The 23,031-nt window shown below is 65.8% G+C and carries 20 protein-coding genes; 3 read left to right on the top strand and 17 right to left on the bottom strand.

The genetic code is table 11. The annotated features are described in order from the left end of the window. Positions 1 to 47: 47 nt before the first annotated feature. The 10 genes from ACFOOQ_RS21690 to dusB form a co-directional block, all read right to left on the bottom strand. Positions 48 to 881: an inositol monophosphatase family protein gene (locus tag ACFOOQ_RS21690; RefSeq protein ID WP_379729784.1), complete on the bottom strand. Its 834-nt coding sequence runs from the start codon at positions 879 to 881 to the stop codon at positions 48 to 50. Further along, the gene (hflX, locus tag ACFOOQ_RS21685; RefSeq protein ID WP_379729783.1) at positions 878 to 2,167 is read right to left on the bottom strand and encodes a GTPase HflX; all 1,290 of its coding nucleotides are present in this window, start codon (positions 2,165 to 2,167) and stop codon (positions 878 to 880) included. Before hflX ends, ACFOOQ_RS21690 begins: the two co-directional genes overlap by 4 nt. Before the next feature lie 94 nt (positions 2,168 to 2,261). Further along, positions 2,262 to 2,528, bottom strand: coding sequence for an RNA chaperone Hfq (hfq, locus tag ACFOOQ_RS21680; RefSeq protein ID WP_379729781.1), 267 nt, complete (start codon positions 2,526 to 2,528; stop codon positions 2,262 to 2,264). 212 nt (positions 2,529 to 2,740) lie between these two features. After that, complete coding sequence (locus ACFOOQ_RS21675; protein ID WP_379729780.1) at positions 2,741 to 3,637, bottom strand: D-amino-acid transaminase; 897 nt, start codon at positions 3,635 to 3,637, stop codon at positions 2,741 to 2,743. Positions 3,638 to 3,676: 39 nt separating this feature from the next. Then, complete coding sequence (gene trkA, locus ACFOOQ_RS21670; RefSeq protein WP_379729779.1) at positions 3,677 to 5,053, bottom strand: Trk system potassium transporter TrkA; 1,377 nt, start codon at positions 5,051 to 5,053, stop codon at positions 3,677 to 3,679. A gap of 15 nt (positions 5,054 to 5,068) precedes the next feature. Further along, a complete protein-coding gene (ntrX, locus tag ACFOOQ_RS21665; RefSeq protein ID WP_379729777.1) occupies positions 5,069 to 6,460 on the bottom strand; it encodes a nitrogen assimilation response regulator NtrX in 1,392 nt (463 codons plus the stop codon). Further along, a complete protein-coding gene (locus ACFOOQ_RS21660) occupies positions 6,450 to 8,852 on the bottom strand; it encodes a sensor histidine kinase NtrY-like (protein ID WP_379729776.1) in 2,403 nt (800 codons plus the stop codon). Before ACFOOQ_RS21660 ends, ntrX begins: the two co-directional genes overlap by 11 nt. A 120-nt stretch (positions 8,853 to 8,972) precedes the next feature. Further along, on the bottom strand, positions 8,973 to 10,421 hold the full coding sequence (ntrC, locus tag ACFOOQ_RS21655; RefSeq protein ID WP_379729775.1) for a nitrogen regulation protein NR(I): 1,449 nt from the start codon (positions 10,419 to 10,421) through the stop codon (positions 8,973 to 8,975). Positions 10,422 to 10,423: 2 nt separating this feature from the next. Continuing rightward, the gene (locus ACFOOQ_RS21650) at positions 10,424 to 11,566 is read right to left on the bottom strand and encodes a two-component system sensor histidine kinase NtrB (protein ID WP_379729774.1); all 1,143 of its coding nucleotides are present in this window, start codon (positions 11,564 to 11,566) and stop codon (positions 10,424 to 10,426) included. Beyond that, a complete protein-coding gene (dusB, locus tag ACFOOQ_RS21645) occupies positions 11,566 to 12,552 on the bottom strand; it encodes a tRNA dihydrouridine synthase DusB (protein WP_379729773.1) in 987 nt (328 codons plus the stop codon). The genes ACFOOQ_RS21650 and dusB overlap by 1 nt, the downstream gene beginning before the upstream one ends. A gap of 124 nt (positions 12,553 to 12,676) precedes the next feature. On the opposite strand from dusB, the gene ACFOOQ_RS21640 reads away from it, so the two are divergent. From ACFOOQ_RS21640 to ACFOOQ_RS21630, 3 genes are read left to right on the top strand one after another with little or no spacing between them, the layout of a single operon-like run. Continuing rightward, entirely contained in the window at positions 12,677 to 13,846 is a 1,170-nt protein-coding gene (locus tag ACFOOQ_RS21640) for a bifunctional 2-C-methyl-D-erythritol 4-phosphate cytidylyltransferase/2-C-methyl-D-erythritol 2,4-cyclodiphosphate synthase (protein ID WP_379729772.1), read from the top strand. 10 nt (positions 13,847 to 13,856) lie between these two features. Next, positions 13,857 to 14,309 (top strand): phosphatidylglycerophosphatase A family protein, encoded by a 453-nt coding sequence (locus tag ACFOOQ_RS21635; RefSeq protein WP_379729771.1) that lies wholly within the window; start codon positions 13,857 to 13,859, stop codon positions 14,307 to 14,309. A 4-nt stretch (positions 14,310 to 14,313) separates the two neighbouring features. Further along, positions 14,314 to 14,832: a CinA family protein gene (locus tag ACFOOQ_RS21630; RefSeq protein WP_379729770.1), complete on the top strand. Its 519-nt coding sequence runs from the start codon at positions 14,314 to 14,316 to the stop codon at positions 14,830 to 14,832. Here the strand turns inward: ACFOOQ_RS21630 and ACFOOQ_RS21625 are convergent. The 7 genes from ACFOOQ_RS21625 to pdhA form a co-directional block, all read right to left on the bottom strand. Next, complete coding sequence (locus tag ACFOOQ_RS21625; protein ID WP_379729769.1) at positions 14,829 to 16,250, bottom strand: malonyl-CoA decarboxylase; 1,422 nt, start codon at positions 16,248 to 16,250, stop codon at positions 14,829 to 14,831. The two genes, ACFOOQ_RS21630 and ACFOOQ_RS21625, sit on opposite strands and share 4 nt — an antisense overlap. Positions 16,251 to 16,277: 27 nt before the next feature. Beyond that, on the bottom strand, positions 16,278 to 16,754 hold the full coding sequence (locus tag ACFOOQ_RS21620; RefSeq protein WP_379729768.1) for a type II toxin-antitoxin system RatA family toxin: 477 nt from the start codon (positions 16,752 to 16,754) through the stop codon (positions 16,278 to 16,280). Between the two features lie 8 nt (positions 16,755 to 16,762). Then, the gene (lipA, locus tag ACFOOQ_RS21615) at positions 16,763 to 17,743 is read right to left on the bottom strand and encodes a lipoyl synthase (RefSeq protein WP_379729767.1); all 981 of its coding nucleotides are present in this window, start codon (positions 17,741 to 17,743) and stop codon (positions 16,763 to 16,765) included. Positions 17,744 to 17,841: 98 nt separating this feature from the next. Beyond that, positions 17,842 to 19,263 carry a dihydrolipoyl dehydrogenase gene (lpdA, locus tag ACFOOQ_RS21610; RefSeq protein WP_379729766.1) on the bottom strand — a complete coding sequence of 474 codons (1,422 nt, stop codon included), beginning with the start codon at positions 19,261 to 19,263 and terminating at the stop codon, positions 17,842 to 17,844. 16 nt (positions 19,264 to 19,279) lie between these two features. Then, positions 19,280 to 20,596, bottom strand: coding sequence for a pyruvate dehydrogenase complex dihydrolipoamide acetyltransferase (locus ACFOOQ_RS21605; RefSeq protein WP_379729765.1), 1,317 nt, complete (start codon positions 20,594 to 20,596; stop codon positions 19,280 to 19,282). 14 nt (positions 20,597 to 20,610) lie between these two features. Continuing rightward, positions 20,611 to 21,984, bottom strand: coding sequence for a pyruvate dehydrogenase complex E1 component subunit beta (locus ACFOOQ_RS21600; protein ID WP_379729764.1), 1,374 nt, complete (start codon positions 21,982 to 21,984; stop codon positions 20,611 to 20,613). Between the two features lie 22 nt (positions 21,985 to 22,006). Beyond that, positions 22,007 to 23,026 (bottom strand): pyruvate dehydrogenase (acetyl-transferring) E1 component subunit alpha, encoded by a 1,020-nt coding sequence (gene pdhA / locus ACFOOQ_RS21595; RefSeq protein ID WP_379729763.1) that lies wholly within the window; start codon positions 23,024 to 23,026, stop codon positions 22,007 to 22,009. Positions 23,027 to 23,031: the final 5 nt, after the last annotated feature.

Below are 23,031 nucleotides of genomic sequence, written 5' to 3'. Positions count from 1 at the left end.
TGAGGGGTGCCGGAGCAACGTTGCCAGCCCCGTCTCACCCCCCTATTTCAGGGGTCAAAAATACCGGATTTCAGCCAATTCCACTGGTCCTCGCCGCAGGCCACGACGAGCGGGCTGCTGAACGGCTTGTCGGCGGCGCGGTATGGGCTGCCGTCGAGCCGGCGGGCGATGCCGCCGGCCTCGGAAATCAGCAGGCTGCCGGCCGCATGATCCCACGGCATGGCGCGGTTATAGACCGCGTAATGGATCTGGCCGTCGGCCATGGCGAGATATTCCTGCCCGGCGCAGCGCAGCATCATCACCCCGGCGGTGCGGTCGAGGCGATGGGCGATGCGGGCGGCGAAATCGCGGTCGCCGTAGCGCATGTTCGGCGCACCCGACAGATGCGCCAGCGACGGCGGCTTCGGCGCTGTCAGCCGGCGCAAGGTACCATCCGCCTCGCGCTGCCAGGCGCCGTCGCCCTTGTGCGCCATCGCGGTGATATTGCGCACCGGATCGTGGATCCAGCCGGCCACCGCGTCGCCATCCTGCACCAGCGCCACCATCACGGCGAACAGCGCATTGCCGACGGCAAAATTGGCGGTGCCGTCGACCGGGTCGATCAGCCAGCAGGTGCCGGGCCGGCGCAGGGCCTCCATGATGCTCTCGTCGGCACTGACCGCCTCCTCGCCGACCACGGTGGAGCCGGCAATCAGGGCCTCCAGGCGCGGGGTAAGGAAGGCCTCGGACTCGCGGTCGGCGATGGTGACCATGTCGTGCGGGCCGGCCTTCTCGTCGATCTCATGGCCGCCGAGTTGCCGGAAGCGCGGCATGATCACGCCGCGGGCGGCTTCCTCGATCAGCAGCCGCACCGCATCCATGTCGAACATAGTATCGTTCACGCCCGTTTGCCTTCCTGCCGCTTCTGCCACATGCCGGCCTCGGCCTGGCTCATCGCCACCGAGAGCTTCAGGTGGCCGTCTTCCTCGTGCATGTCGAGCACCTCGCCGTGCCGGTGCAGCCAGGCAATCGCCGCCCCGTCGCCGGCATCGAGGATGAGATCGAGTTCGACGCGGTCGCTGCCCAGCATGGCATCGATACGTTGCAGCAGGATGTCGCAGCCGGCGCCTTCAAGCGCTGAAATCGCCACCGCATCCTCCTGACGGGCGGCCTGGTTCTCGAGATTGTCGCGGGCTTCCGGATCAAGCTGGTCGGTCTTGTTCCAGGCTTCCAGCAGACGATGACCGCTGCCTTCGCCGATGCCGAGCGACGTCAGCACGTCGCGCACGTCGGCGGCCTGGGCGGCGCAGTCGGGATGCGACATATCGCGCACATGCAGGATCAGGTCGGCCGCGATCACCTCTTCCAGGGTGGCACGGAAGGCGGCGACCAGATGGGTCGGCAGCTCGGAGATGAATCCCACCGTGTCGCTGAGGATGATATTGCGCCCGGACGGCAGCCGCACGGTGCGCATGGTGGGGTCCAGCGTGGCAAACAGCAGGTCTTTGGCGAAAACCTCGGCGGCGGTCAGCCGGTTGAACAGGGTCGATTTGCCGGCATTGGTATAGCCGACCAGCGCGACGACGGGATACGGCACCTTCTGCCGTGCCCGGCGGTGCAGCGAGCGGGTGTTCACCACATGCTCGAGCTCGCCCTTGATCTTGGCGATGCGCTCGCCGATCAGGCGGCGGTCGATTTCGAGCTGGCTTTCGCCGGGACCGCCGAGAAAGCCGAAACCGCCGCGCTGGCGCTCAAGGTGGGTCCATGACCGCACCAGGCGCGAGCGCTGGTAATTGAGATGCGCCAGCTCGACCTGCAGCCGGCCCTCGCGGGTGCGGGCACGGGCACCAAAGATTTCGAGGATCAGCCCGGTGCGGTCGATCACCTTGGCCTTCAGCGCGCGCTCGAGATTGCGCTGCTGTACCGGCGACACGGCGGCATCGACGATCACCACGTCGACCGGGCTTTCGGCGATGCGGGCGGCGAGTTCCTCGACCTTGCCCGGGCCGATCAGGGTCGCTGGCCGCCAGGCGGAGACGGTGACCAGTTCGGCATGGATGACGTCGAGATCGATGGCCTGCGCGAGGCCGACCGCTTCGTCGAGGCGGGCCTCGGGCCGGCGGCGCTCGCCCTGCCCCGACCCCTTCTGCGAGAATTTGAGGGCCGGATGCAGGACAAGGGCACGCATGGCATGCCCTTGTCCGCCAGTGTCATGATCGGAAGTCAACAAACGCGATGATGCTCCTGGGCTTCCGGGACCGATGGGTGAAACACCCAGCCGGTCAGCCTTCGCTCGGTGTGCTGCCCGTACCCTGGGCAGCCGGATCGAACAGCTGGATCGGACCCGACGGCATCACCGTCGAGATGGCATGCTTGTAGACCAGCTGCATGTGACCGTCCCGGCGCAGCAGCACCGAGAAGTTGTCGAACCAGCTGATGATGCCCTGCAGCTTGACGCCGTTCACCAGAAATACGGTGACGGGGGTCTTGGTCTTGCGGATGTGATTGAGGAAAACGTCCTGGACGTTCTGAGGCTTGTCGGCGGCCATAGTTGTGGACCTTTCTTTTCTTATCTCGTTGTTATTGTTTTTATTTTACCCGGTTCTTCTCTGGGATGCGGAACCTTGGGTACCGGGGGGCGAAGAGCATTCGCCCCCGGAATCCGAGATTAATACATGAGTGCGCAAAGTGGCAAAACAATGGCGCGTGAAAAATTCTGCACCCTGCGGCAACGCGCCCGGCCGCCCGCGCCGGATGACGCTCAGGGTGCGGCGAAAACCGCCTGCCAGTCGGGCTGGCCGCGGCCATGGCTGGCGGCATGCGCCTCGTAGATGCTGCGCAGCCGAGCCGCCACCACGCCGGGACCGCCATTGCCGACCGGTTTGCCGTCCACACTGGTGACCGGCATCACAAAGGATGTGGTGGAGGTCACAAAAGCTTCGCGGGCGGCCAGCGCCTCGGCCACGGTGAACGGCCGTTCCTCGAAGCGCAGGCCCTCGCGCCGCACCAGTTCCATCACGGCATTGCGGGTGATGCCGCCGAGAATGGCGTTGCTGATCGGCCGGGTCACCAGCACATTGTCGGCGGTGAGAATCCAGGCATTGGACGAGCTGCCCTCGGTGACGAAGCCATCGCGGTCGACCAGCCAGGCTTCATAGGCGCCGGCCTCCTTGGCCGCCTGTTTGGCCAGCGCCGCCGGCAGCAGGCCGACCGTCTTGATGTCGCAACGGCTCCAGCGAATGTCCGGCCGGGTGATCACCGCGACGCCCTTCGCCGCATTGGCATCGGACTTGGCCATATCGAGGGGGCGGGCGATGGCGACCACGGTCGGCCGCACGCCGGCGGGAAACGGGAATTCGCGCCGCGCCGCGCCACGACTGACCTGCAGGTAGACGCTGCCGGTGTGGATGCGGTTGCGGAGCACGGTCTCGGTCAGCACCATTACCAGCGCCGCGCGGCTCATCGGGCGCAGGATGCGCAGCTCGTCGAGACTGCGTTCGAGCCGGGCCATATGGCCTTCGGCATCGACCAGCCGTCCCTCGTTGACGGCGATCACCTCATAGACGGCATCGGCAAACTGGAAACCACGATCTTCAGCATGGACCGCCGCCTTGGCATAAGGCAGATAGCGGCCATTGACATAGGCGATGCGCGACATCGCTGACTTTCCTCTGACTGGGGTGGCTGGGGAAACGACTTAGAAAAACTCCAGACGGACCGCGAAGAGTTTCTCGACTTTTTTCACGGCATCCTTGCGGACGAACAGAATGATGCGGTCACCGGCCTCGATCTCGCTGTCGCTGCGCGCGATGATCACCTCTTCGCCACGGATGATGGCACCGATCATCATGCCGGCGGGCAGATCGAGCTCGCGCAGCGGCTGGCCGACCAGCGCGCTGGTCTCGACGGCCTCGGCTTCCATCACCTCGGCGGCGCCGTCGCGCAGGCTGTAGACGCCACGGATGCGGCCGCGGCGGACATGCTGCAGGATCGACGAGACGGTGGTCGAGCGCGGATTGACCACCACGTCGACGCCGAGCGAGCCGATCAGGTTCTCGTAGGCCGGATTGTTCACCAGCGTAATGGCCCGCTGACTGCCCGCCCGCTTGGCCAGCAGCGAGGTGAGGATATTCACCTCGTCGTCGTTGGTCAGGGCGATGATAGCTTCGGCCGAACCGGCCTTGGCCTCGTTGAGAATATCCATGTCGAGCGCATCGCCGTTCAGCACCACGGCATTCTTGAGCTGGCCGGCGATAAATTCGGCACGCGCCTTGTTGGACTCGATCATCTTCAGCATGACCGACGGCTGGGTCTCCTCGATCTCGCGGGCCAGGAACAGGCCGATATTGCCGCCGCCCGAGATGACAATACGGCGCGCCTCGCGTTCCTCATGGCCGAACAGCCGCATGGCACGCAGCACATGGTCGGGCAAGGTGCAGAAATAGATTTCGTCGGCGACTTCCATGTGGTCGTCGGCATCCGGCACGATCATGTTACCGTTGCGGTTGATGCCGCAGATGTTGATGCCGAGATCGGGAAACAGCTCGGTCAGCTGGCGCAGCGGCGTGTTCAGCACCGGACATTCCTCGCCGAGACGGACGCCGATCAGGCGCAGCTTGTCGTCGGCGAAGGGGATCATGTCAAAGGCGCCCGGCGTCAGGATACGGCGGTGAATGGCGCGCGCCACCTCGATCTCGGGCGAGATGATGTAGTCGATCGAGATGTGCTTCTCGTTGAACAGGTCAGACCATTCCGGCTTCAGGTAGCTCTGCGCCCGCACGCGCGCAATCTTGGTCGGCACGTTGAACAGCGCATGGGCCACTTCGCAGGCCACCATGTTGACCTCGTCGGCGAAGGTCACCGCGATCAGCATATCCGAATCAGCGGCGCCGGCCTGCTCAAGTACGTCCGGATGCGAGGCATGGCCGACAATGCCGCGCAGGTCATAGCTTTCAGCGACCTTATGGGTGCGCTCGGCCGACAGGTCGATAACCGTGACCTCGTTGCCTTCAGTGGCCAGCTGCCGGGCGATGGTGGTTCCGACCAGCCCGGCCCCGCAGACGATGACTTTCATGGCGGTTCCTTCGCCTTATCCGTTGCGGTCGAGATTGGCGACGCCGAGCGCCTTCAGCTTGCGGTGCAGGGCCGAACGCTCCATGCCGATAAAGCCCGCCGTGCGCGACACATTGCCGCCGAACCGGGTAATCTGGGCCAGCAGGTATTCACGCTCGAACATCTCGCGCGCCTCGCGCAGCGGCAGCGCCATCACCTCGGTGGTAGTTTCCGGCCGCAGGGCCACTGGTGGCGTGGCACCGAGATCCGCCGGCAGCATGTCGGCGTGGATGGCACCCTTCTGCTCGACCGGCATCAGGATCAGCAGGCGGGACAGCGCATTGCGCAGCTCACGCACATTGCCGGGCCACTCGGCCGACTGCATGGCGAGCAGCGCATCCTCGGCCAGTTCGCGCAGCGGCACGCCCTGGCGTTGAGCCTCAACGCCGACGAAATGCTTGACCAGCAGCGGGATGTCCTCGCGCCGGTCGCGCAGGCCGGGCACCTTGAGCGGCACGACATTCAGGCGGTGGAACAGGTCCTGGCGGAACAGCCCCAGCCCGACACGGCCAGCCAGGTCGTGGCAGGTGCCCGAAACAATGCGGACATCGACCTGCACACGGGTCCGGCCACCGACGCGCTCGAAGCTCTGCTCGGTCAGCACGCGCAGCAGCTTGGCCTGGGTTTCCGGCAGCATCTCCGCAATTTCGTCGAGGAACAATGTGCCGCCATGGGCACCTTCCAGCACGCCGATGCGATGATGCCGCTGGCCGTTCACGGCCTCTTCGATGCCGAACAGCTCCTGGTCCATGCGATCGGGCATCAGTGCCGCGACATTGAGCACGACGAAGGGTCCGCCGGCACGGCGCGAGCGCTGGTGAATCAGCCGGGCCACCAGCTCCTTGCCGGCACCCGCCGGGCCGCTGACCAGCACGCGGCTGTTGGTCGGCGCCACCCGCTCGATCGCCTGCCGCAACGCCACCATCGCGGCGGACTGGCCGATCAGTTCCAGCGTGGTGCCGGAGCGCTGCCGCAATTCCTCGTTCTCGCGTTTCAGCCGCGCCTGTTCCAGCGCGCGGTCGACCACCAGCAGCAGGCGGTCGCTCTTGAACGGCTTCTCGATATAGTCGTAGGCGCCGCGCTTGATCGCCGCCACCGCGGTCTCGATATTGCCGTGACCGGAAATCATGATGACCGGCACGGTGCTGTGGTGGCGGATGACGCGGTCGAGAATCTCAAGGCCGTCGAGCTTGCTGCCCTGCAGCCAGATATCGAGAATCACCAGATTGGGCCGGCGCGCCTCGATCTCGCGCAGGGCGCCGTCGGAATCGCCGGCCATACGCGTCTCGTAGCCTTCATCCTGCAGGATGCCGGCGATCAGATTGCGGATATCGGCTTCGTCATCGACAATGAGAATGTCACGCGCCATGACCGCCTGAACCTGATTTCCGCACGATTGTCTGTTCCTGGCTCCGGTCCGGCCCGATGCCCCGCCCGCCATCCTGCAGGTCGCGGTCCCGTAGATCGCTGTCCTGCCGGTGGGGGCCGTGATCCCCGGCACCCGCCGGCTTACGCGGCAGCCGAATCCGCGCCACGCTACCATTTTTCAGGTCCGGATCAAATCCCGGGGCATCGGTCAGGGCAATGGTGCCGCCATGCTCCTCGATGATCTTCTTGACGATGGCAAGGCCAAGGCCGGTGCCCTTGGTCCGCGTCGTCACGTAGGGTTCGAACAGGCGGTCACGGTTCTCCAGCGGCAGCCCCTTGCCGTTATCGATCACCCGGATGTCGAGCATGTTGCCCTCGCCGCCGAGCCGGACCAGAATCCGGCCGGGCTCCAGCGTCGCGCCGTCGCCCGGCCGTTCACGGCCGTCGATCGCGTCAATGGCATTCTGCAGGATATTGGTCAGCACCTGGGCGATCTGGCGGGCGTCGCAGCTGATCTGCATCGGCTCGGCCGGCAGTTCGCTCTCGAAACGGATATCCTGCCGCGCCACCTGCTGCAGGAAGATCGCCTGGCGGATCAGCTGGCCGAGATCCTCGTCGCGATAAACCGGTCGCGGCATGCGGGCAAAGGTGGAGAATTCATCGACCATGCGGCCGATGTCGCCGACCTGGCGGATGATCGTATCCGTACACTGCGCGAAGACGTCCGGATCGGTCTGCACTTCCTTGAGGTATTTGCGCTTCAGCCGTTCGGCAGACAGCTGGATCGGCGTCAGCGGATTCTTGATCTCATGGGCAATGCGCCGCGCGATATCCGCCCAGGCAGCATTGCGCTGCGCCGAGACCAGTTCGGTGACGTCGTCGAAGGTGACGACATAGCCCAGCAATTCGTTGTTGGTGACTTCGCGCGCGATCCGCACGAGCAATGTGCGGCTGATATCGCCGCGCCGCAGCAGCACCTGGCCATGGGCCACCGATCCCGAAGGTTCGGCGATCAGCTCATTGAGCAGGTCGGCCATCTCGGGCGCAACCACAGTAAACGGCTGGCCGGTGACCTGATCGAAATCCCGCTGCAGCATCGTCAGCGCCGAGGGGTTCGGCAGGGTGACGAGGCCCTGTGGGTCGAGACCGACGACGCCGGCGCTGACACCGCCCAGCACCGTCTCGGTGAAGCGCCGCCGTTCGTCGAGCTGCCGGTTGGCGGCGATCAGTTCCGATTGCTGCGCGGCAAGCTGGCCGGTCATGCGGTTGAAGGTGCGGCCAAGCGTCGCGATCTCGTCGTCGTCGCCCTGTTCGGTGACCCGGGCGGTCAGGTCGCCGGCGCGGATGCGCTCCGCCACCGAGACCACCTCCCCGATCGGTGTGACCAGGCGATTGGCGATCAGCAGGCCGAACCAGATTGCCGCCAGCAACAGCAGCAGCGAAATCAGCATGAACAGGATGGCGAAGTTGATTTCAAGCGCCGACCGCGCCTGTTCCAGCCGGTTATACTGCGCCGCCGCCGACCGGGTGCGTTCCAGTTCACCGAGCACCTTATTGTCAATAAAGCGGCCGACATAGAGATAGGCATCGAGATAGCCGTCCAGCTTAAACAGCGCGCGAACCCGGTCGTCGGTCTCGCCGGTCATGATCACCACCTGGCCGGCATTCGCCTCCTTGATCGCGGCAGAGGGAATCCGGTCGAATTCCATCAGCAGGCTGAGTTCGCTGCGCGCCAGGATCTGGCCGGTGGATGTGAACACCACCGCCTCGCCCAGCCCGCGCAGGCGCGACAGCTGGCGCACCGCCTGCTGGAAGGCATAGGCGTCACGGGTCAGCTGCGGTGCCTCGCGATTGAGATCAAGTGCCATAGCCAACACGTCGGCGCGGATCGTCTTGCGATGTTCCTGGATATAGGCCTCCGCGACGGCAACCGAGGATTTGACTGCCGTATTGACGCGGTCGCTGAACCAGGTTTGCAGGCCGAGATTGAAAAACAGCACGGCGAAGACTGTCATCAGCACCGTCGGCAGGGCGGTGACCGCGGCAAACAGCATGACCATGCGGGCATGCAGGCGCGAACCAGCCGCGCCGCTGCGGCGCTGCATCCACAGGTTCACCAGCCGGCGGGCGACCAGGGTGGTCAGTCCGAGCAGCACCACGAGGTCGGTAAGCAGCAGGATCTGCACCTCGCGGGGGGTCAGGTCCTGGTTCGCGCCCGGCGTCATCGCCAGATAGGTCAGCGTGCCGACGATCAGGGCGAGGATCGCCAGCGAAATTTCGAGATTGCGGATCAGCCGGTAGCGGCGAACCCAGCCGAGCATGCGACGCCACAGCCGGGCGCTCATCGTGCTGGCAGCCGGGCTGCCGCCTGTCGGGAGGGTGTCTTCGGTCATGGCAGGTGAATCGCGGGCCGCCTCATGGGCCGATCATAGCCCAGCCGGGCCCGGCGGGCACCCGTCGGCGGGCATCCATCGGCCGCCCCCGGCTGCGGCCGGGGCGGCCCGAGGGTTCGGCTATTTCAGGCCCCGGATGACCTGGATGTTATGGTCGCGGATCTTCTTGCGCAGCGTATTCCGGTTCAGGCCAAGCATATGGGCGGCCTTGATCTGGTTGCCCCGGGTGGCGGCCAGACTGAGGGAAATCAGCGGGATTTCCAGTTCCCGCAGCATCCGGTCGTACAGGCCGGGCGGCGGCAGGTCATCGCCCTGGGTGGCGAAGAACTTGGTCAGATGCCGCTCGATGGCGCCGGTGAGGGTCTCCTCCTCGCTCGGCTCGCTGGCGCGCGGCGTCTGCGGCGGCTCGGCCAGCTCGTTCTCGATCACCTCGACGCCGATCACGTCGTCGGCGTAGAGCGCGCCGAGCCGGCGGACCAGGTTTTCCAGTTCGCGGACGTTGCCCGGCCAGCGGTAGCGCCGCAGCCGTTCCATCGCCTCGGCGGCCACCGTCTTGGTCGGCAGGCCCTGGGCGGCGGCCTGGTTGAGGAAGTGGCGGACCAGGTCGGCGATATCCTCGCTGCGCTCGCGCAGCGGCGGCAGGCGCAGCGGCACGACATTGAGGCGGTAGAACAGGTCTTCGCGGAACAGGCCCTGGTTCACCGCCTGCCGCAGGTCGCGGTTGGTGGCGGCGACGATGCGGACATCGGTGCGGATCGGCGTGCGGCCACCCACCGTGGTGTATTCGCCCTGCTGCAGCACGCGCAACAGCCGGGTCTGCGCCTCGATCGGCATGTCGCCGATCTCGTCAAGGAACAGCGTGCCGCCCTCGGCCTGCTCGAAGCGGCCGGCGTAACGATTGGCGGCACCGGTAAACGCACCCTTCTCGTGGCCGAACAGTTCGGATTCGATCAGCTCGCGCGGGATCGCCGCCATGTTGATGGCGACGAACGGCCCGTTGCGGCGCTTGCCGTAATCGTGCAGCGCGCGGGCCACCAGCTCCTTGCCGGTGCCGGACTCGCCGTAGATCAGCACGGTGAGGTCGGTGCCCATCAGGCGCGCCATCACGCGGTAGATTTCCTGCATGGCCGGCGAGCGGCCGATCAGCGGCAGCTTTTCCTCGTCGGCCGCGGCCTGCGCCTCTTCCGACTGCACCGCCTTGGGCTGGCTCATCGCCCGCTCGACGACGCGCAGCAGTTCCTTGAGGTCGAAGGGCTTCGGCAGATAGTCATAGGCGCCGCGCTCGGCCGCCTTCACCGCGGTCAGCAGCGTCTTCTGCGCGCTCATCACGATGATCGGCAGATCGGGGCGGATGCGCTTGATGCGCGGCAGCAGGTCGAGGCCGTTCTCGTCGGGCATCACCACGTCGGTGATGATCAGGTCGCCCTCGCCTTCGGAAGACCAGCGCCACAGGGTGGCGGCATTTCCGGTCGAGCGCACCTGATAGCCGACCCGGCCCAGCGCCTGATCCAGTACGGTGCGGATCGAGCGGTCGTCGTCGGCTACGAGAATGGTGCCCTTAGTACTCATAATCAGGACTCTCCGGAATCTTCCGTTGTCGGGTTCACCGGCAGACGGGCGCTAAAGACGGTTCGGCGGGGGCGACTGTCGCATTCGATGACGCCGCCATGGTCGCCGATGATCTTCGCAACCAATGCAAGACCGAGGCCAGAGCCGCTGGCCTTGGTTGTCACAAAGGGATCGAACAGATAGGTGCGGATATCCTCGGGCACGCCGGGGCCGTTATCCTGCACCGAAACCTCGAGCGGCAGATGCAACCGGTCGCGCGAACCGCGCACCGCCAGCCGCACGCCATGGCGGTAGGCGGTGGTCAGCACGATCTCGCCGGCCGGGTCGTCGCCGACCGCTTCGGCGGCATTCTTCACCAGATTGAGGAAGACCTGCACCAGCTGGTCGCGATTGCCGTAGACCGGCGGCAGCGAGGGATCGTATTTCTCGACAAAGCGCAGATGTTTGGCAAAACCGGCCTGGGCGATCTTGCGCACATGCTCCAGCACCTGGTGGATATTGACCGGGCCGCGGTTGATCGGCCGCTTGTCGGAGAATATCTCCATGCGGTCGACCAGGCCGCAGATACGATCCGTCTCGTCGCAGATCAGGCGTGTCAGTTCGCGGTCAGCCTGGCTGGCATTGAGCTCCAGCAGCTGCGCGGCGCCACGGATGCCGCTGAGCGGGTTCTTCACTTCATGGGCCAGGATCGCGGCCATGCCGACCACCGAACGGGCAGCGCCGCGATAGGTCAGCGCACGGTCGATCTTGGCGGCCACGGTGCGTTCGTCGAAGCGCACCACGGCGCGGTCGGTCTGCTCGGGCACTGGCGAGACCTGAACATCGACCAGCCGTTCGCCCAGCCGCGGCGAGCCAAGGTCGACGTCATATTCGGAAACGGTATAGCGCTCGCGGAAGACCTGGGCGATCAGTTGCAGGACCGGGCTGCCGAACGGCACCAGGTCGCGCAGGTTCTGGCGATAGAGGAAGGCCGCGCCGGAATCGAAGAACTGCTCGGCGGCCGGATTGGCGTAATAGATCTCGCCCTGGTCGCCGACCAGCAGAATGGGGGTCGGCAGCGCGCCAAGCACCTGGGTGGTGTCGATCGCCGGCAAATCGGCACCGGCAGGCGGCGGGGCATTGGCAGTGCGCTCGGCATTACGCATCAGGCGGCCATCCTGTCGAGCTGCGGTGCATAGAAGTCGCGGATCGTATGGCGCACCAGGTCGGGCGCCTCGATCTGCATGATACGGGTGCGGAACTCGGCCGAACCCGGCAGCCCCTTGGAATACCAGGCGACATGCTTGCGGGCGATTTTCAGCCCGGTCTGCACGCCGTAATGCGACAGCATGGCGTCGAAATGCTCCAGCACCGTCGCCTGCTGCTCGTGCAGCGGCGGGTCCGGCAGGCGGACGCCGGATTTCAGGAACTCGATCACCTGGCGCAGGAACCACGGCCGGCCATAGGCGCCGCGGCCGACCATCACGCCATCGGCGCCGGACTGGTCGAGCGCGTCCTTCGCCTCGTCCAGGGTGGTGATATCGCCATTGACGATCACCGGGATCGACACGGCGTCCTTCACCTTGCGCACGAAGCCCCAGTCGGCACGGCCGTTATAGAGCTGGCAGCGGGTGCGACCATGCACGGTCAGCATCCGGATGCCCTCGCCCTCGGCGATGCGGGCCAGTTCCGGCGCATTGCGGCTGGCGTCGTCCCAGCCGGTCCGCATCTTCAGCGTCACCGGCAGTTTCACGGCCTTCACGGTGGCGGTCAGCAGGCTTTTGGCATGCTCCAGGTCACGCATCAGCGCCGAACCGGCATGGCCGTTCACCACCTTCTTGACCGGGCAGCCCATATTGATATCGATGATGGCGGCACCCTTGTCCTCATTCAGCCGGGCCGCCTCGGCCATCACCCCGCCCTCGCAGCCGGCAAGCTGCACCGACATCGGAAATTCTTCCGGGGTGTTTTCTGCCATCTTGAGTGACTGCCGCGATGCGCGCACCATGGCCTCCGAGGCGATCATCTCGGACACGACGAGGCCCGCCCCGCTGCGCTTCACCAGGCGACGGAACGGCAAGTCGGTGACCCCTGACATGGGAGCCAGGATCACCGGGTCTTCGATCGAGACGGAACCTATCGTTATGCTCATTTTTTGCACAACACCCGGGGTGCACAGTTGTTGGTCACTGTAATGGGTTTCCTACCGCACTGCAATATTATTCGTCTGCCTGCGACCTTTGCCGGCCGCAGCGGGCTCGGCTAGGGTGCCGGCCATGACGATTGCCGCACTGATTGTGGCGGCCGGCCGGGGAACGCGGGCCGGCGGCGAGAAACCCAAACAATACCAGATGCTTGGCGGGCAACCCCTGTTGCGCCACAGCCTCCGGGCCTGCCTTGGCCACGCGGCAATAGCACGGGTAGCGGTCGTGATCCATCCCGAAGATTCGGCGCTCTACCGCGACGCCCTGGGTGACTTGGAAATGGACAGTCGTCTGACAGCGCCCATTGCCGGCGGCGCGACCCGGCAGGACAGCGTCCGGCTTGGTCTGGAAGCACTTAGCAGGGATGCTCCCGGGCATGTGCTTATTCATGATGCAGCACGCCCATTTTTGCAGCATGCCCGGATCGATGCGCTGATTGCCAGTCTGCGCGATGCGCCGGGTGCGATCCTCGCCGTGCCGGTGGTCGACACGCTGAAACGCGAAGTCGCAGGCAACGCCCATGCCGGTATCGATCGCGCCGGCCTGTGGCGAGCCCAGACCCCGCAGGCCTTCCGCTTCGCCGATATCCTCGCCGCCCACCGCAGGCTGGCCGGCCAGGCGCTGACCGACGATGCCGCCGTCGCCGAGCAGGCCGGACTGGCGGTGCGGCTGGTGGCCGGCACAGAGGAGAATTTCAAGGTGACCGAACCCGAGGATTTCCGCCGCGCCGAACGCCAGCTGCTGATGCAGCGCGGCGACATCCGCACCGGCCAGGGCTTCGACGTGCATGCCTTCGGTGACGAACCGAACCGGCCGCTGATGCTGGGCGGGATCACTGTGCCGCATGGCCGCAGTCTCGCCGGCCATTCCGATGCCGATGTGGCGCTGCATGCGCTCACCGATGCGATCCTCGGCGCCATCGGTGCCGGCGACATCGGCCAGCATTTCCCGCCCTCCGATCCGCAATGGAAAAACAAGGACTCCGCCGCCTTCCTCGCCCATGCCGCCGGCCTGGTGCGGGCGCGCGACGGCCTGATCGCCCATTGCGACATCACCATCATCTGCGAGGCGCCGAAGATCGGGCCGCATCGCGAGGCGATGCGCACGCGCATCGCCGGCATCCTCGGCATCGACGCCGACCGCGTCAGCGTGAAGGCGACCACCACCGAAAAGCTCGGCTTCACCGGTCGCGGCGAAGGCGTCGCCGCGCAGGCCGTCGCCACCATCCGCCTGCCGGGCTGAGGACGGAAGCATGCCGGCCCTGCCCTTCCTGCTCTGCACCTGGTTTGGCCTCGGCAAGCTGCCGAAAGGCCCCGGCACCTGGGGCTCGCTCGGCGCCCTGCCCTTTGCCTGGGCTCTGCAGATGGCCGGCGGACCGGAGGCCGTGCTGGCGGCGACAGTGGCCATCTCGCTGGTGTCGCTCTGGGCGATTGCCGAATACCTGAAACACCAGCCCGGCGAGGACCCCGGCGAGATCGTCATCGACGAAGTGGCCGGCCAGTGGCTGACCTTGGCCTTCGTGCCGCTCGACTGGCGGCTTTATGTGATCGGCTTCGTCGCCTTCCGCATCTTCGACATCTTCAAGCCCTGGCCGGTGTCATGGGCCGACCGGCAGATCGGCGGCGCGCGCGGCGTGCTTCTCGACGACCTGCTGGCCGGCGTCTATGCCGCGCTGGTCATGTTCATCCTTCTGCATTTCTGGTGACCCCATGGACGACACCCTGCTGCGCCTTGCCGAAGACCTGCTGTCACGCTGCCGCGCGGCCAAGCTGCTGCTGACCACCGCCGAATCCTGCACCGGCGGCCTGATCGCGGCGACGCTGACCGAGATCGCCGGCTCGTCCGATGTCTTCGAGCGTGGTTATGTGACCTATTCCAATGCTGCCAAGTCTTATGCCATCGGCGTGCCGGCAGAGGTCATCGCCGGCCATGGCGCCGTCTCCGAACAAGTGGCGCGCGCCATGGCTGAGGGCTGCCTGCGCCGCAGCGAAGCGGATATCGCCATCGCCTGCACCGGCATCGCCGGGCCGGGCGGCGGCTCTGCACAGAAGCCGGTCGGCCGCGTGCATATCGCGGTGGCCGCCCATGGCATGGCGACCATGCATCAGCAGATGGATTACGGCGATATCGGCCGCGCGGAGGTGCGCACGGCCACGGTGGAGGATGCGCTCAATCTGGCCGGCGAGATGCTGGCCGAGATCCTCGCCCAGCGAAAGCCGCCGGCCTAAAGATCCGCCAGCCGCTTGACCTCGCCCGACGCGGCGATGGTGCTGTCGCGCACGAAGCGCTCGTGATTCTGGTCGATGTCGTCGAGCCGGTAGAGATAGTTCACCATGGTGCCGGCCGATTGCTTGAAGCCGTTCTTCGAGCGGTCGCCGAGCCAGTTCAGCCGGTGCACGCTGGCGCCGTTGCTGAGGTGAAAGCGTGCCACCGGATCGCGCGGCTTGCCCCTGTCCTGCGCGGTCAGCAGATAGCGCGCGCAGAGCCGCAGCAGCACCGGCTTCAGCGCCTCGGCCAGCACCGCATTGTCGGCCCAGGCATTATCCTTCAGCAGGCCGGGCAGCATGCCTTTCGAGAAGCGCTGGCCCAGCGCCTCGCGCAGCTTCTCGCGCGCATCGGCGGTGACCAGATCGGGCGCCCCCTGGGCCACCGTCTCGTCGAGCCATTTGCGGAAGCCGGGGATCGGCGACAGGGTCGAGAACTGCTTCAGGTGCGGCAGCTCGCGAGTCAGGTCGTCGACCACCCGCTTGATCAGGAAATTGCCGAACGAAATGCCGCGCAGGCCGGTCTGGGTATTCGAGATCGAATAGAAGATCGCGGTATCCGCCTCGCCCGGGTCCATCACCGGCGAGGCCTGGTCGAGCAGGGCCTGCACATTGCCGGCGATGCCCTTGACCAGCGCCACCTCGACGAAGATCAGCGGCTCGAGCGGCATGCGCGGATGGAAGAAAGCATAGCAGCGCCGGTCGGCATCGAGCCGGTTGCGCAGGTCGTCCCAGCTCTCGATGGCATGGACGGCTTCGTAGGCGATCAGCTTTTCCAGCAGCGCCGCCGGGCTGTTCCAGGTGATGCGCTGCAGTTCGAGAAAGCCGACGTCGAACCAGGCCACGAAGAGATCTTCGAGATCGGCGTCGACGATGGCCAGTTCCGGCGTCTCCTTGCGGAAGCGCAGGGCATCGGCGCGCATGTCGACGAGGAACTTCACGCCCTGCGGCAGGCCGGTGAACTGGGTCAGCAGCTTCTGCCGCGGCGGGGTCAGCGCCTGGCGCAGCCGGCGTTCGGCCTTCTGGCGGGCGACCGGATCGCCGGCGGCACCGCGCACCGCGGTCATCGCCTTGTCGAGCGCCGGCTCGTCGGCGGCGAAGCCTTTAGCCAGCACCTGCAGGAAGGCGCGCTTGCCGTCGTCATTCAGGCCGAGATAAAGCCGGCCGAGCGCCGCCGCCCGGGCGCGGGCCGAGACCTCGCCGCCGCGCGCCTCCAGACATTCGGCGAACAGGCCGTGCAGGCGGTCGACATCCTTCGGCCCCAGCACGCCCTCGCGGCTCAGCGGCACGCCCTCGCCGCCGCCGGCAATACCGCGCCAGGCACCGACCAGGCTGCGCAGTCCGCGTTCCAGCAGGGTTCCCGAAGCTTGCATTGCAACCATGGCGCCCCTCTCTGCAGGCAGGATCAGTCAGGCCGTCCGGATCGTAGCACCGGGCGGCAGCGACAATCCATTCTCCCCGTAAAGATGACGGGCACGTGTCTCAAAGGCGGCAACCATGCGGCGGACCGCCTCGTTGAACAGCAGTTCGATGGTCTTCTGCAGCAGTTTCGAGCGGAATTCGAAATCGACAAAGAAATCGATCTCGCAACCCTGCTCGTGGGGCAGGAAAATCCAGTGGTTGCGCAAATACTTGAACGGCCCGTCGGTGTATTCCACGTCGATCCGCATCCCCTCGGGGTCCAGCATGACCTTCGAGGTGAAGCGTTCGCGGAACATCTTGAAGCCGATGATCAGGTCGGCCACCAGCAGGTTGGGGCCGCGCTCGCGGATGCGGGCGCCTGTGCACCAGGGCAGGAATTTCGGGTAATGCTCGACGCCGGCGACCACGGCATAGAGCTGGTCCGGGCGATACGGCAGGACGCGCTTTTCCGCGTGGGTCGGCACGCCGCCTCTTAGGCCCGCGCCAGCTTGGCTTCGCGGTTGGCCTTCAGCCGGGCGAAATCGTCGCCGGCATGATGCGACGAGCGGGTCAGCGGCGAGGCCGAGACCATCAGGAAGCCCTTGGAATAAGCCAGCGTCTCGTAGGCCTTGAACTCGTCGGGGGTGACGAAGCTCTTGACCTCGGCATGCTTGCGGGTCGGCTGCAGATACTGGCCGATGGTCAGGAAGTCGACATCGGCGGCGCGCAGGTCGTCCATCACCTGCATGATCTCGATCTTCTCCTCACCGAGGCCAACCATCAGGCCAGACTTGGTGAACATCGACGGATCGACTTCCTTCACCCGGGCAAGCAGCTGCAGCGAGGTGAAATAGCGCGCACCGGGCCGGATCGTCGGATAGAGCCGCGGCACGGTCTCGAGATTGTGGTTGTAGACATCGGGCCGGGCGGCGACGACAGCCTCGATGGCGCCGGGCTTGCGGATGAAATCGGGGGTCAGAATCTCGACGGTCGTCGCGGGCGAGGATTTGCGGATGGCTTCGATCGTCTTCACGAACTGCGCCGCGCCGCCATCGGCGAGATCGTCGCGGTCGACCGAGGTGATCACCACATGATTGAGGCCCAGCTTGCCGACGGCTTCCGCCACATGGTCCGGCTCGTCGTGGTCGACGCCGGCGGGCTTGCCGGTGGCGACATTGCAGAAGGCGCAGGCGCGGGTGCAGACGGCGCCGAGGATCATCACGGTCGCATGCTTCTGCTTCCAGCATTCGCCGAGGTTCGGGCAGGCGGCTTCCTCACAGACCGTGTTCAGCTTCAGGTCGCGCATCAGCTTGCGCGTCTCGGCCACTTCCGGCGAGGTCGGGGCCTTGGCGCGGATCCAGTCCGGCTTGCGCAGCACCGGGGTATCCGGGCGATGTGCCTTTTCCGGATGGCGGACCGGCTTGTCAGTAACAGCCCGGTCAGCAGTTGGCGGCGGATTGAAAATCACGGTCACGATGCGGTCCTCTTCACCCCTCACGGATGAGGTAGCGCGCCCCGACTATACAGAAAAGCCCCCGGGCTGGCACCCGGCGGCCTTCCCGGCCGGAAAGCCTAGAAATTCAGCGCCTTGCCGTAAGCGTCGAGCGTCGACTCGTGCATCATCTCGCTCAGCGTCGGATGCGGGAAGATGGCATGCATCAACTCGAGTTCGGTGGTCTCCAGCGTCTTGGCGATACCGAAACCCTGGATCAGCTCGGTAACCTCGGCGCCGATCATATGGGCACCGAGCAGTTCGCCGGTCTTGGCGTCGAACACGGTCTTGACCAGGCCCTCAGGCTCGCCCAGCGCAATCGCCTTGCCGTTGGCGAGGAAGGGATAGCGGCCGACCTTGACCTCGTGACCCTTCGCCTTGGCGGCCGTCTCGGTCAGACCGACGCTGGCGATCTGCGGCGTACAATACGTGCAGCCGGGGATGTTGGAGACTTTAAGCGGATGGACATCCTTCTCGCCGGCGATCTTCTCGACGCAGATGACGCCTTCATGGCCGGCCTTGTGGGCGAGCCACGGCGGACCGGTCAGGTCGCCGATGGCGTAGATGCCGGGCTCCGCCGTGCGGCTCCACTCGTCGGTGACCACATGGGTCTTCTCGACCTTCACCCTGGTGGTCTCGAGTCCGATATTCTCGACATTGCCGACGATGCCGACGGCGAGGATCACGCGGTCAACGGTGATCTGGCTTTCCTTGCCGGCCTTGTCCTTCAGGGTCGCGGTCACGCTGTCGGCCGCCTTTTTCAGCGCGGTCACGTTCGTGCCGAGATGGATCTTCATGCCCTGCTTCTCGAAGGCCTTCTTGGCCAGCCCCGAGATTTCCTCGTCTTCCACCGGCAGCACGCGGTCCATCACCTCGACCACGGTGACCTCGCAACCCAGCGTGCGGTAGAAGCTGGCGAATTCGATGCCGATGGCGCCCGAGCCAACCACCAGCAGCGACTTCGGCAGGCTTTCCGGGATCATCGCTTCCCTGTAGGTCCAGACCAGCTTGCCGTCAGGCTCCAGGCCCGGCAGCGAACGGGCGCGCGCTCCGGTCGCCAGGATGATGTGCTTGGCGGTCAGATCGGCGACCGGCTTGCCGTCCTTGGTCACCTTCAGCTTGCCCAGACCATCAGAAGACCGGCCATTGAGCGTGCCATGGCCGTCGAAGACCGGAATCTTGTGTTTCTTCATCAGAAACTTGACGCCGCCCGAGAGCTGGGCCGCGACCTTGCGCGAGCGCTCGACCACCTTCTTCGTGTCGATGGTGACCTTGCCTTCAACCTTGAAGCCGTAGGCTTCGGCGTGCTGGATGTGGCTGTAGATCTCGGCCGAGCGCAGCAGCGCCTTGGTCGGGATGCAGCCCCAGTTCAGGCAGATGCCGCCGAGCTGGTCGCGCTCGATGATGGCGGTCTTGAAACCCAACTGGGCCGCGCGGATCGCCGTGGTGTAGCCGCCGGGGCCGGAGCCGAGGACGATGACGTCGAAACTGGTGTCGCTCATGATCTGTCCTCCCCGCTCACAGCAGCATGGTCAGCGGGTCGTCGATATAGCCCTTGAAGGCCTGCAGCAGCTGGGCGCCGAGCGCGCCGTCGACCGCGCGATGATCGACCGACAGCGTGCAGGTCATGATCGTGGCCGGCACGATCTGGCCCTTGCGCACGATGGCACGCTCCTCGCCCATGCCGACGGCGAGAATGCAGCCCTGCGGCGGATTGATCACCGCCTCGAACTGCTTGACGCCGAACATGCCGAGGTTCGAGATCGAGAAGGTGCCGCCCTGGAATTCCTCGGGCTTCAGCTTGCCGTCACGGGCGCGCGCGGCGAGGTCCTTCATCTCGGCGGCAATCTGGGTCAGGCCCTTCTGTTCCGCCTGCTTGACGATCGGCGTGATCAGGCCGTTCGGCGTCGCCACCGCGACCGAGATATCGGCATGCTCGTACATCAGCAGGCCGCTCTCGTCGTAACTGGCATTGGCGGCCGGTACCTTTTTCAGCGCCAGCGCCGAGGCGCGGATGATGAAGTCGTTGACGCTGATCTTGGCCTCCGACTTGTCGTTGAGCCGCTTGCGCAAGGCCAGCAGCTCGTCGATCTCGGTGTCGATGGTCAGATAGAAATGCGGCACCGTCTGCTTGGCTTCGGTCAGACGGCGCGCGATGGTCTTGCGCATGCCGCTGAGCGGTTCCAGCCTGTACGGCATCTTGAGCAGGTCGGCGAGCTGGCGCGCCCCCGGCCCTGAAGAAATGGGGCCGGACGCCACGGGGGCCGCCGCCTTGCCGGCAGCGGCCGGCGCGGCAGCAGCAGCATCTTTCGGCGCCTTCTCGATATCCGCCTTGACGATGCGGCCATGCGGGCCGCTGCCCTGCACGGCGCTGAGGTCGATGCCGGCCTGGGCCGCCATGCGCCGCGCCAGCGGCGAGGCAAACACGCGGGCGCCATCCTGCTTCGGGGCAGGTGCTGCGGCCGCCGGTGCGGGAGCCGGAGCCGCCGCAGCCGGTGCGGCAGCCTTCGGGGCTTCCGCCTTCTCAGGCGCAGGCGCCGGAGCAGCGGCCGGCTTGGGCGCGGCGCCGGCCTTGATGTCGGACGCGGACTCGCCCTCTTCCAGCAGCACCGCGATGGGGGTGTTGACGGCCACGCCCTCGGTGCCCTCGGCCACCAGGATCTTGCCGAGCTTGCCCTCGTCGGTGGCCTCGAACTCCATGGTCGCCTTGTCGGTCTCGATCTCGGCCATGACGTCGCCGGCCTTGACCGTGTCGCCTTCCTTGATCAGCCACTTGGCCAGCTTGCCCTCGGTCATCGTGGGCGAGAGGGCCGGCATCAGGATATCAATCGGCATCCTTTATCCCTCCCTCAGCGATAGCAGACGGCCTTGGCGGCCGCGACGATGTCGTCGACGGTCGGCAGGGCGAGCTTTTCCAGATTGGCGGCATAGGGCATCGGCACGTCCTTGCCGCTGACCCGCGCCACCGGCGCGTCGAGATAATCGAAGGCCAGTTCCATCATGCTGGCGGAGATCTCCGCGCCGACACCCGACTGCGGGAAGCCCTCTTCCACCACGACGAGGCGGTTGGTCTTCTGCACCGACTTCACGATGGTGTCCTTGTCCATCGGCCGGATGGTGCGCAGGTCGACCACCTCGGCATCGATGCCCTCGGCGGCCAGCTTCTCGGCGGCGGCCAGCGCATGGCCGACCGAGATCGAGTAGCCAACCAGGGTGACGTCCTTGCCGGCACGGGCGATGCGTGCCTTGCCGATCGGCACAATATAGTCATCGAGCTTCGGCACCTCGAAGCTGCGGCCATAGAGAATCTCGTTCTCCAGCACCAGCACCGGGTTGGGATCGCGGATCGCCGCCTTGATCAGGCCCTTGAAGTCGGCCGCGCTGTAGGGCGCCACCACCTTCAGGCCGGGGATATGCGAATACCAGGCGGCGTAATCCTGGCTGTGCTGGGCGGCGACGCGCGCCGCGGCGCCGTTCGGGCCGCGGAACACGATGGAACAGCCCATCTGGCCGCCCGACATGTACAGCGTCTTGGCCGCCGAGTTGACGATCTGGTCAATCGCCTGCATCGAGAAATTGAAGGTCATGAACTCGACGATCGGCTTCAGACCGCCAAAGGCGGCGCCGATGCCGATGCCGGCGAACCCCTGCTCGGTGATCGGCGTGTCGATCACGCGGTCGGCACCGAATTCATCCAGCATGCCCTGGCTGATCTTGTAGGCGCCCTGATACTGCGCGACTTCCTCGCCCATCAGGTAGACGTTCGGATCGCGGCGCATCTCTTCCGACATGCCTTCGCGGATCGCCTCGCGCACCGTCATGGTGACGAATTCGGTGCCGGCCGGAATATCGGGATCGGCCATTTCCTTGGGCATCGGCGCCGGTGCGGCCGGAGCTGCCGGGACGGCAGGCTTCGCCGCGGATTCAGTAGCAGCAGCCGGGGCCGCAGCCTTGGTCGCCGGCGCGGCGCCGGGCTGCTCGTCCTCGCCGCGCAACACGGCGATCGGCGTGTTGACAGCGACGCCCTCGGTGCCCTCGGAAACCATGATCTTCTCGATCACGCCCTCGTCGGTCGCCTCGAACTCCATGGTCGCCTTGTCGGTTTCGATCTCGGCCATGATGTCGCCGGCCTTGACCGTGTCACCTTCCTTGATCAGCCACTTGGCCAGCTTGCCCTCGGTCATCGTAGGCGACAAAGCGGGCATCAGAATCTCGATTGCCATGGTCTATTTCCTCCCGGCCCGCTCAGGCTTCCACGTACACGTCGGTCCACAGCTCCGACGGATCGGGCTCGGGGCTTTCCTGCGCGAAATCGGCCGCCTTCTGGATGATGTCCTTGACCTCCTTGTCGACGGCCTTCAGCGCGTCTTCATCGGTCATCTTGCTGGTCAGCAGCACATTGCGCGCCTGGTCGATCGGATCATGCTCGGAGCGCATCTTGTTGACCTCGTCCTTCGAGCGGTATTTCGCCGGATCGGACATCGAATGGCCGCGATAGCGGTAGGTCATCATCTCGAGAATGATCGGCCCCTTGCCGGCGCGGCACCAGGCCACCGCCTCTTCGCCGGCCTCCTTCACGGCCAGCACGCTCATGCCGTCGACCTGGCGGCCGGTGATCCCGAAGCTCTCGCCGCGCTTGTACAGCGCCGGCTGCGCCGAGGAGCGGCTGACCGAGGTGCCCATGGCATACTGGTTGTTCTCGATCACATAGATGACCGGCAGCTTCCACAGCTCGGCCATATTGAAGCTCTCGTAGACTTGGCCCTGGTTGGCCGAGCCGTCGCCGAAATAGCAGAAGGTGACGTTGTCGGTCTTCTTGTACTTCTGGGAGAAGGCAAGACCGGTACCCAGCGGCACCTGGGCGCCGACGATGCCGTGGCCGCCGTAGAAATGCTTCTCGCGGCTGAACATGTGCATCGAGCCGCCCTTGCCCTTCGAATAGCCGCCGATGCGCCCGGTCAGCTCGGCCATGACGCCCTTCGGGTCCATGCCGGTGGCCAGCATGTGGCCGTGGTCACGATAGGAGGTGATGACGGCATCGCCGAGCTTGGCGCAGGCCTGCAGGCCGACGACGACCGCTTCCTGGCCGATGTAGAGATGGCAGAAGCCGCCGATCAGGCCCATGCCGTACAACTGGCCGGCCTTTTCCTCGAAGCGGCGGATCAGCAGCATGTCGCGGTAATAGCCGAGCATCTCGTCGGCCTGCGGCAGCTTGGCTGCCTTCTTGGCGGCCGTCGCATCGACGGCCTTGCCTGCTTTCGCCATTGTAT

Origin of the sequence: Ferrovibrio xuzhouensis (genome assembly GCF_042648965.1) — a bacterium.
In the GTDB taxonomy this organism is placed as follows: domain Bacteria; phylum Pseudomonadota; class Alphaproteobacteria; order Ferrovibrionales; family Ferrovibrionaceae; genus Ferrovibrio; species Ferrovibrio xuzhouensis.
This window is presented reverse-complemented; position numbering and strand designations above follow the sequence as displayed.

Bases quoted from the DNA above. Each gene is read 5' to 3' on its own strand.
- hflX (WP_379729783.1), bottom strand. From the start codon at position 2,167: ATGCGTGCCCTTGTCCTGCATCCGGCCCTCAAATTCTCGCAGAAGGGG.
- hfq (WP_379729781.1), bottom strand. From the start codon at position 2,528: ATGGCCGCCGACAAGCCTCAGAACGTCCAGGACGTTTTCCTCAATCAC.
- ACFOOQ_RS21675 (WP_379729780.1), bottom strand. From the start codon at position 3,637: ATGTCGCGCATCGCCTATGTCAATGGCCGCTATCTGCCTTATGCCAAG.
- trkA (WP_379729779.1), bottom strand. From the start codon at position 5,053: ATGAAAGTCATCGTCTGCGGGGCCGGGCTGGTCGGAACCACCATCGCC.
- ntrX (WP_379729777.1), bottom strand. From the start codon at position 6,460: ATGGCGCGTGACATTCTCATTGTCGATGACGAAGCCGATATCCGCAAT.
- ACFOOQ_RS21660 (WP_379729776.1), bottom strand. From the start codon at position 8,852: ATGACCGAAGACACCCTCCCGACAGGCGGCAGCCCGGCTGCCAGCACG.
- ntrC (WP_379729775.1), bottom strand. From the start codon at position 10,421: ATGAGTACTAAGGGCACCATTCTCGTAGCCGACGACGACCGCTCGATC.
- ACFOOQ_RS21650 (WP_379729774.1), bottom strand. From the start codon at position 11,566: ATGCGTAATGCCGAGCGCACTGCCAATGCCCCGCCGCCTGCCGGTGCC.
- dusB (WP_379729773.1), bottom strand. From the start codon at position 12,552: ATGAGCATAACGATAGGTTCCGTCTCGATCGAAGACCCGGTGATCCTG.
- ACFOOQ_RS21640 (WP_379729772.1), top strand. From the start codon at position 12,677: ATGACGATTGCCGCACTGATTGTGGCGGCCGGCCGGGGAACGCGGGCC.
- ACFOOQ_RS21635 (WP_379729771.1), top strand. From the start codon at position 13,857: ATGCCGGCCCTGCCCTTCCTGCTCTGCACCTGGTTTGGCCTCGGCAAG.
- ACFOOQ_RS21630 (WP_379729770.1), top strand. From the start codon at position 14,314: ATGGACGACACCCTGCTGCGCCTTGCCGAAGACCTGCTGTCACGCTGC.
- ACFOOQ_RS21625 (WP_379729769.1), bottom strand. From the start codon at position 16,250: ATGGTTGCAATGCAAGCTTCGGGAACCCTGCTGGAACGCGGACTGCGC.
- lpdA (WP_379729766.1), bottom strand. From the start codon at position 19,263: ATGAGCGACACCAGTTTCGACGTCATCGTCCTCGGCTCCGGCCCCGGC.
- ACFOOQ_RS21605 (WP_379729765.1), bottom strand. From the start codon at position 20,596: ATGCCGATTGATATCCTGATGCCGGCCCTCTCGCCCACGATGACCGAG.
- ACFOOQ_RS21600 (WP_379729764.1), bottom strand. From the start codon at position 21,984: ATGGCAATCGAGATTCTGATGCCCGCTTTGTCGCCTACGATGACCGAG.
- pdhA (WP_379729763.1), bottom strand. From the start codon at position 23,026: ATGGCGAAAGCAGGCAAGGCCGTCGATGCGACGGCCGCCAAGAAGGCA.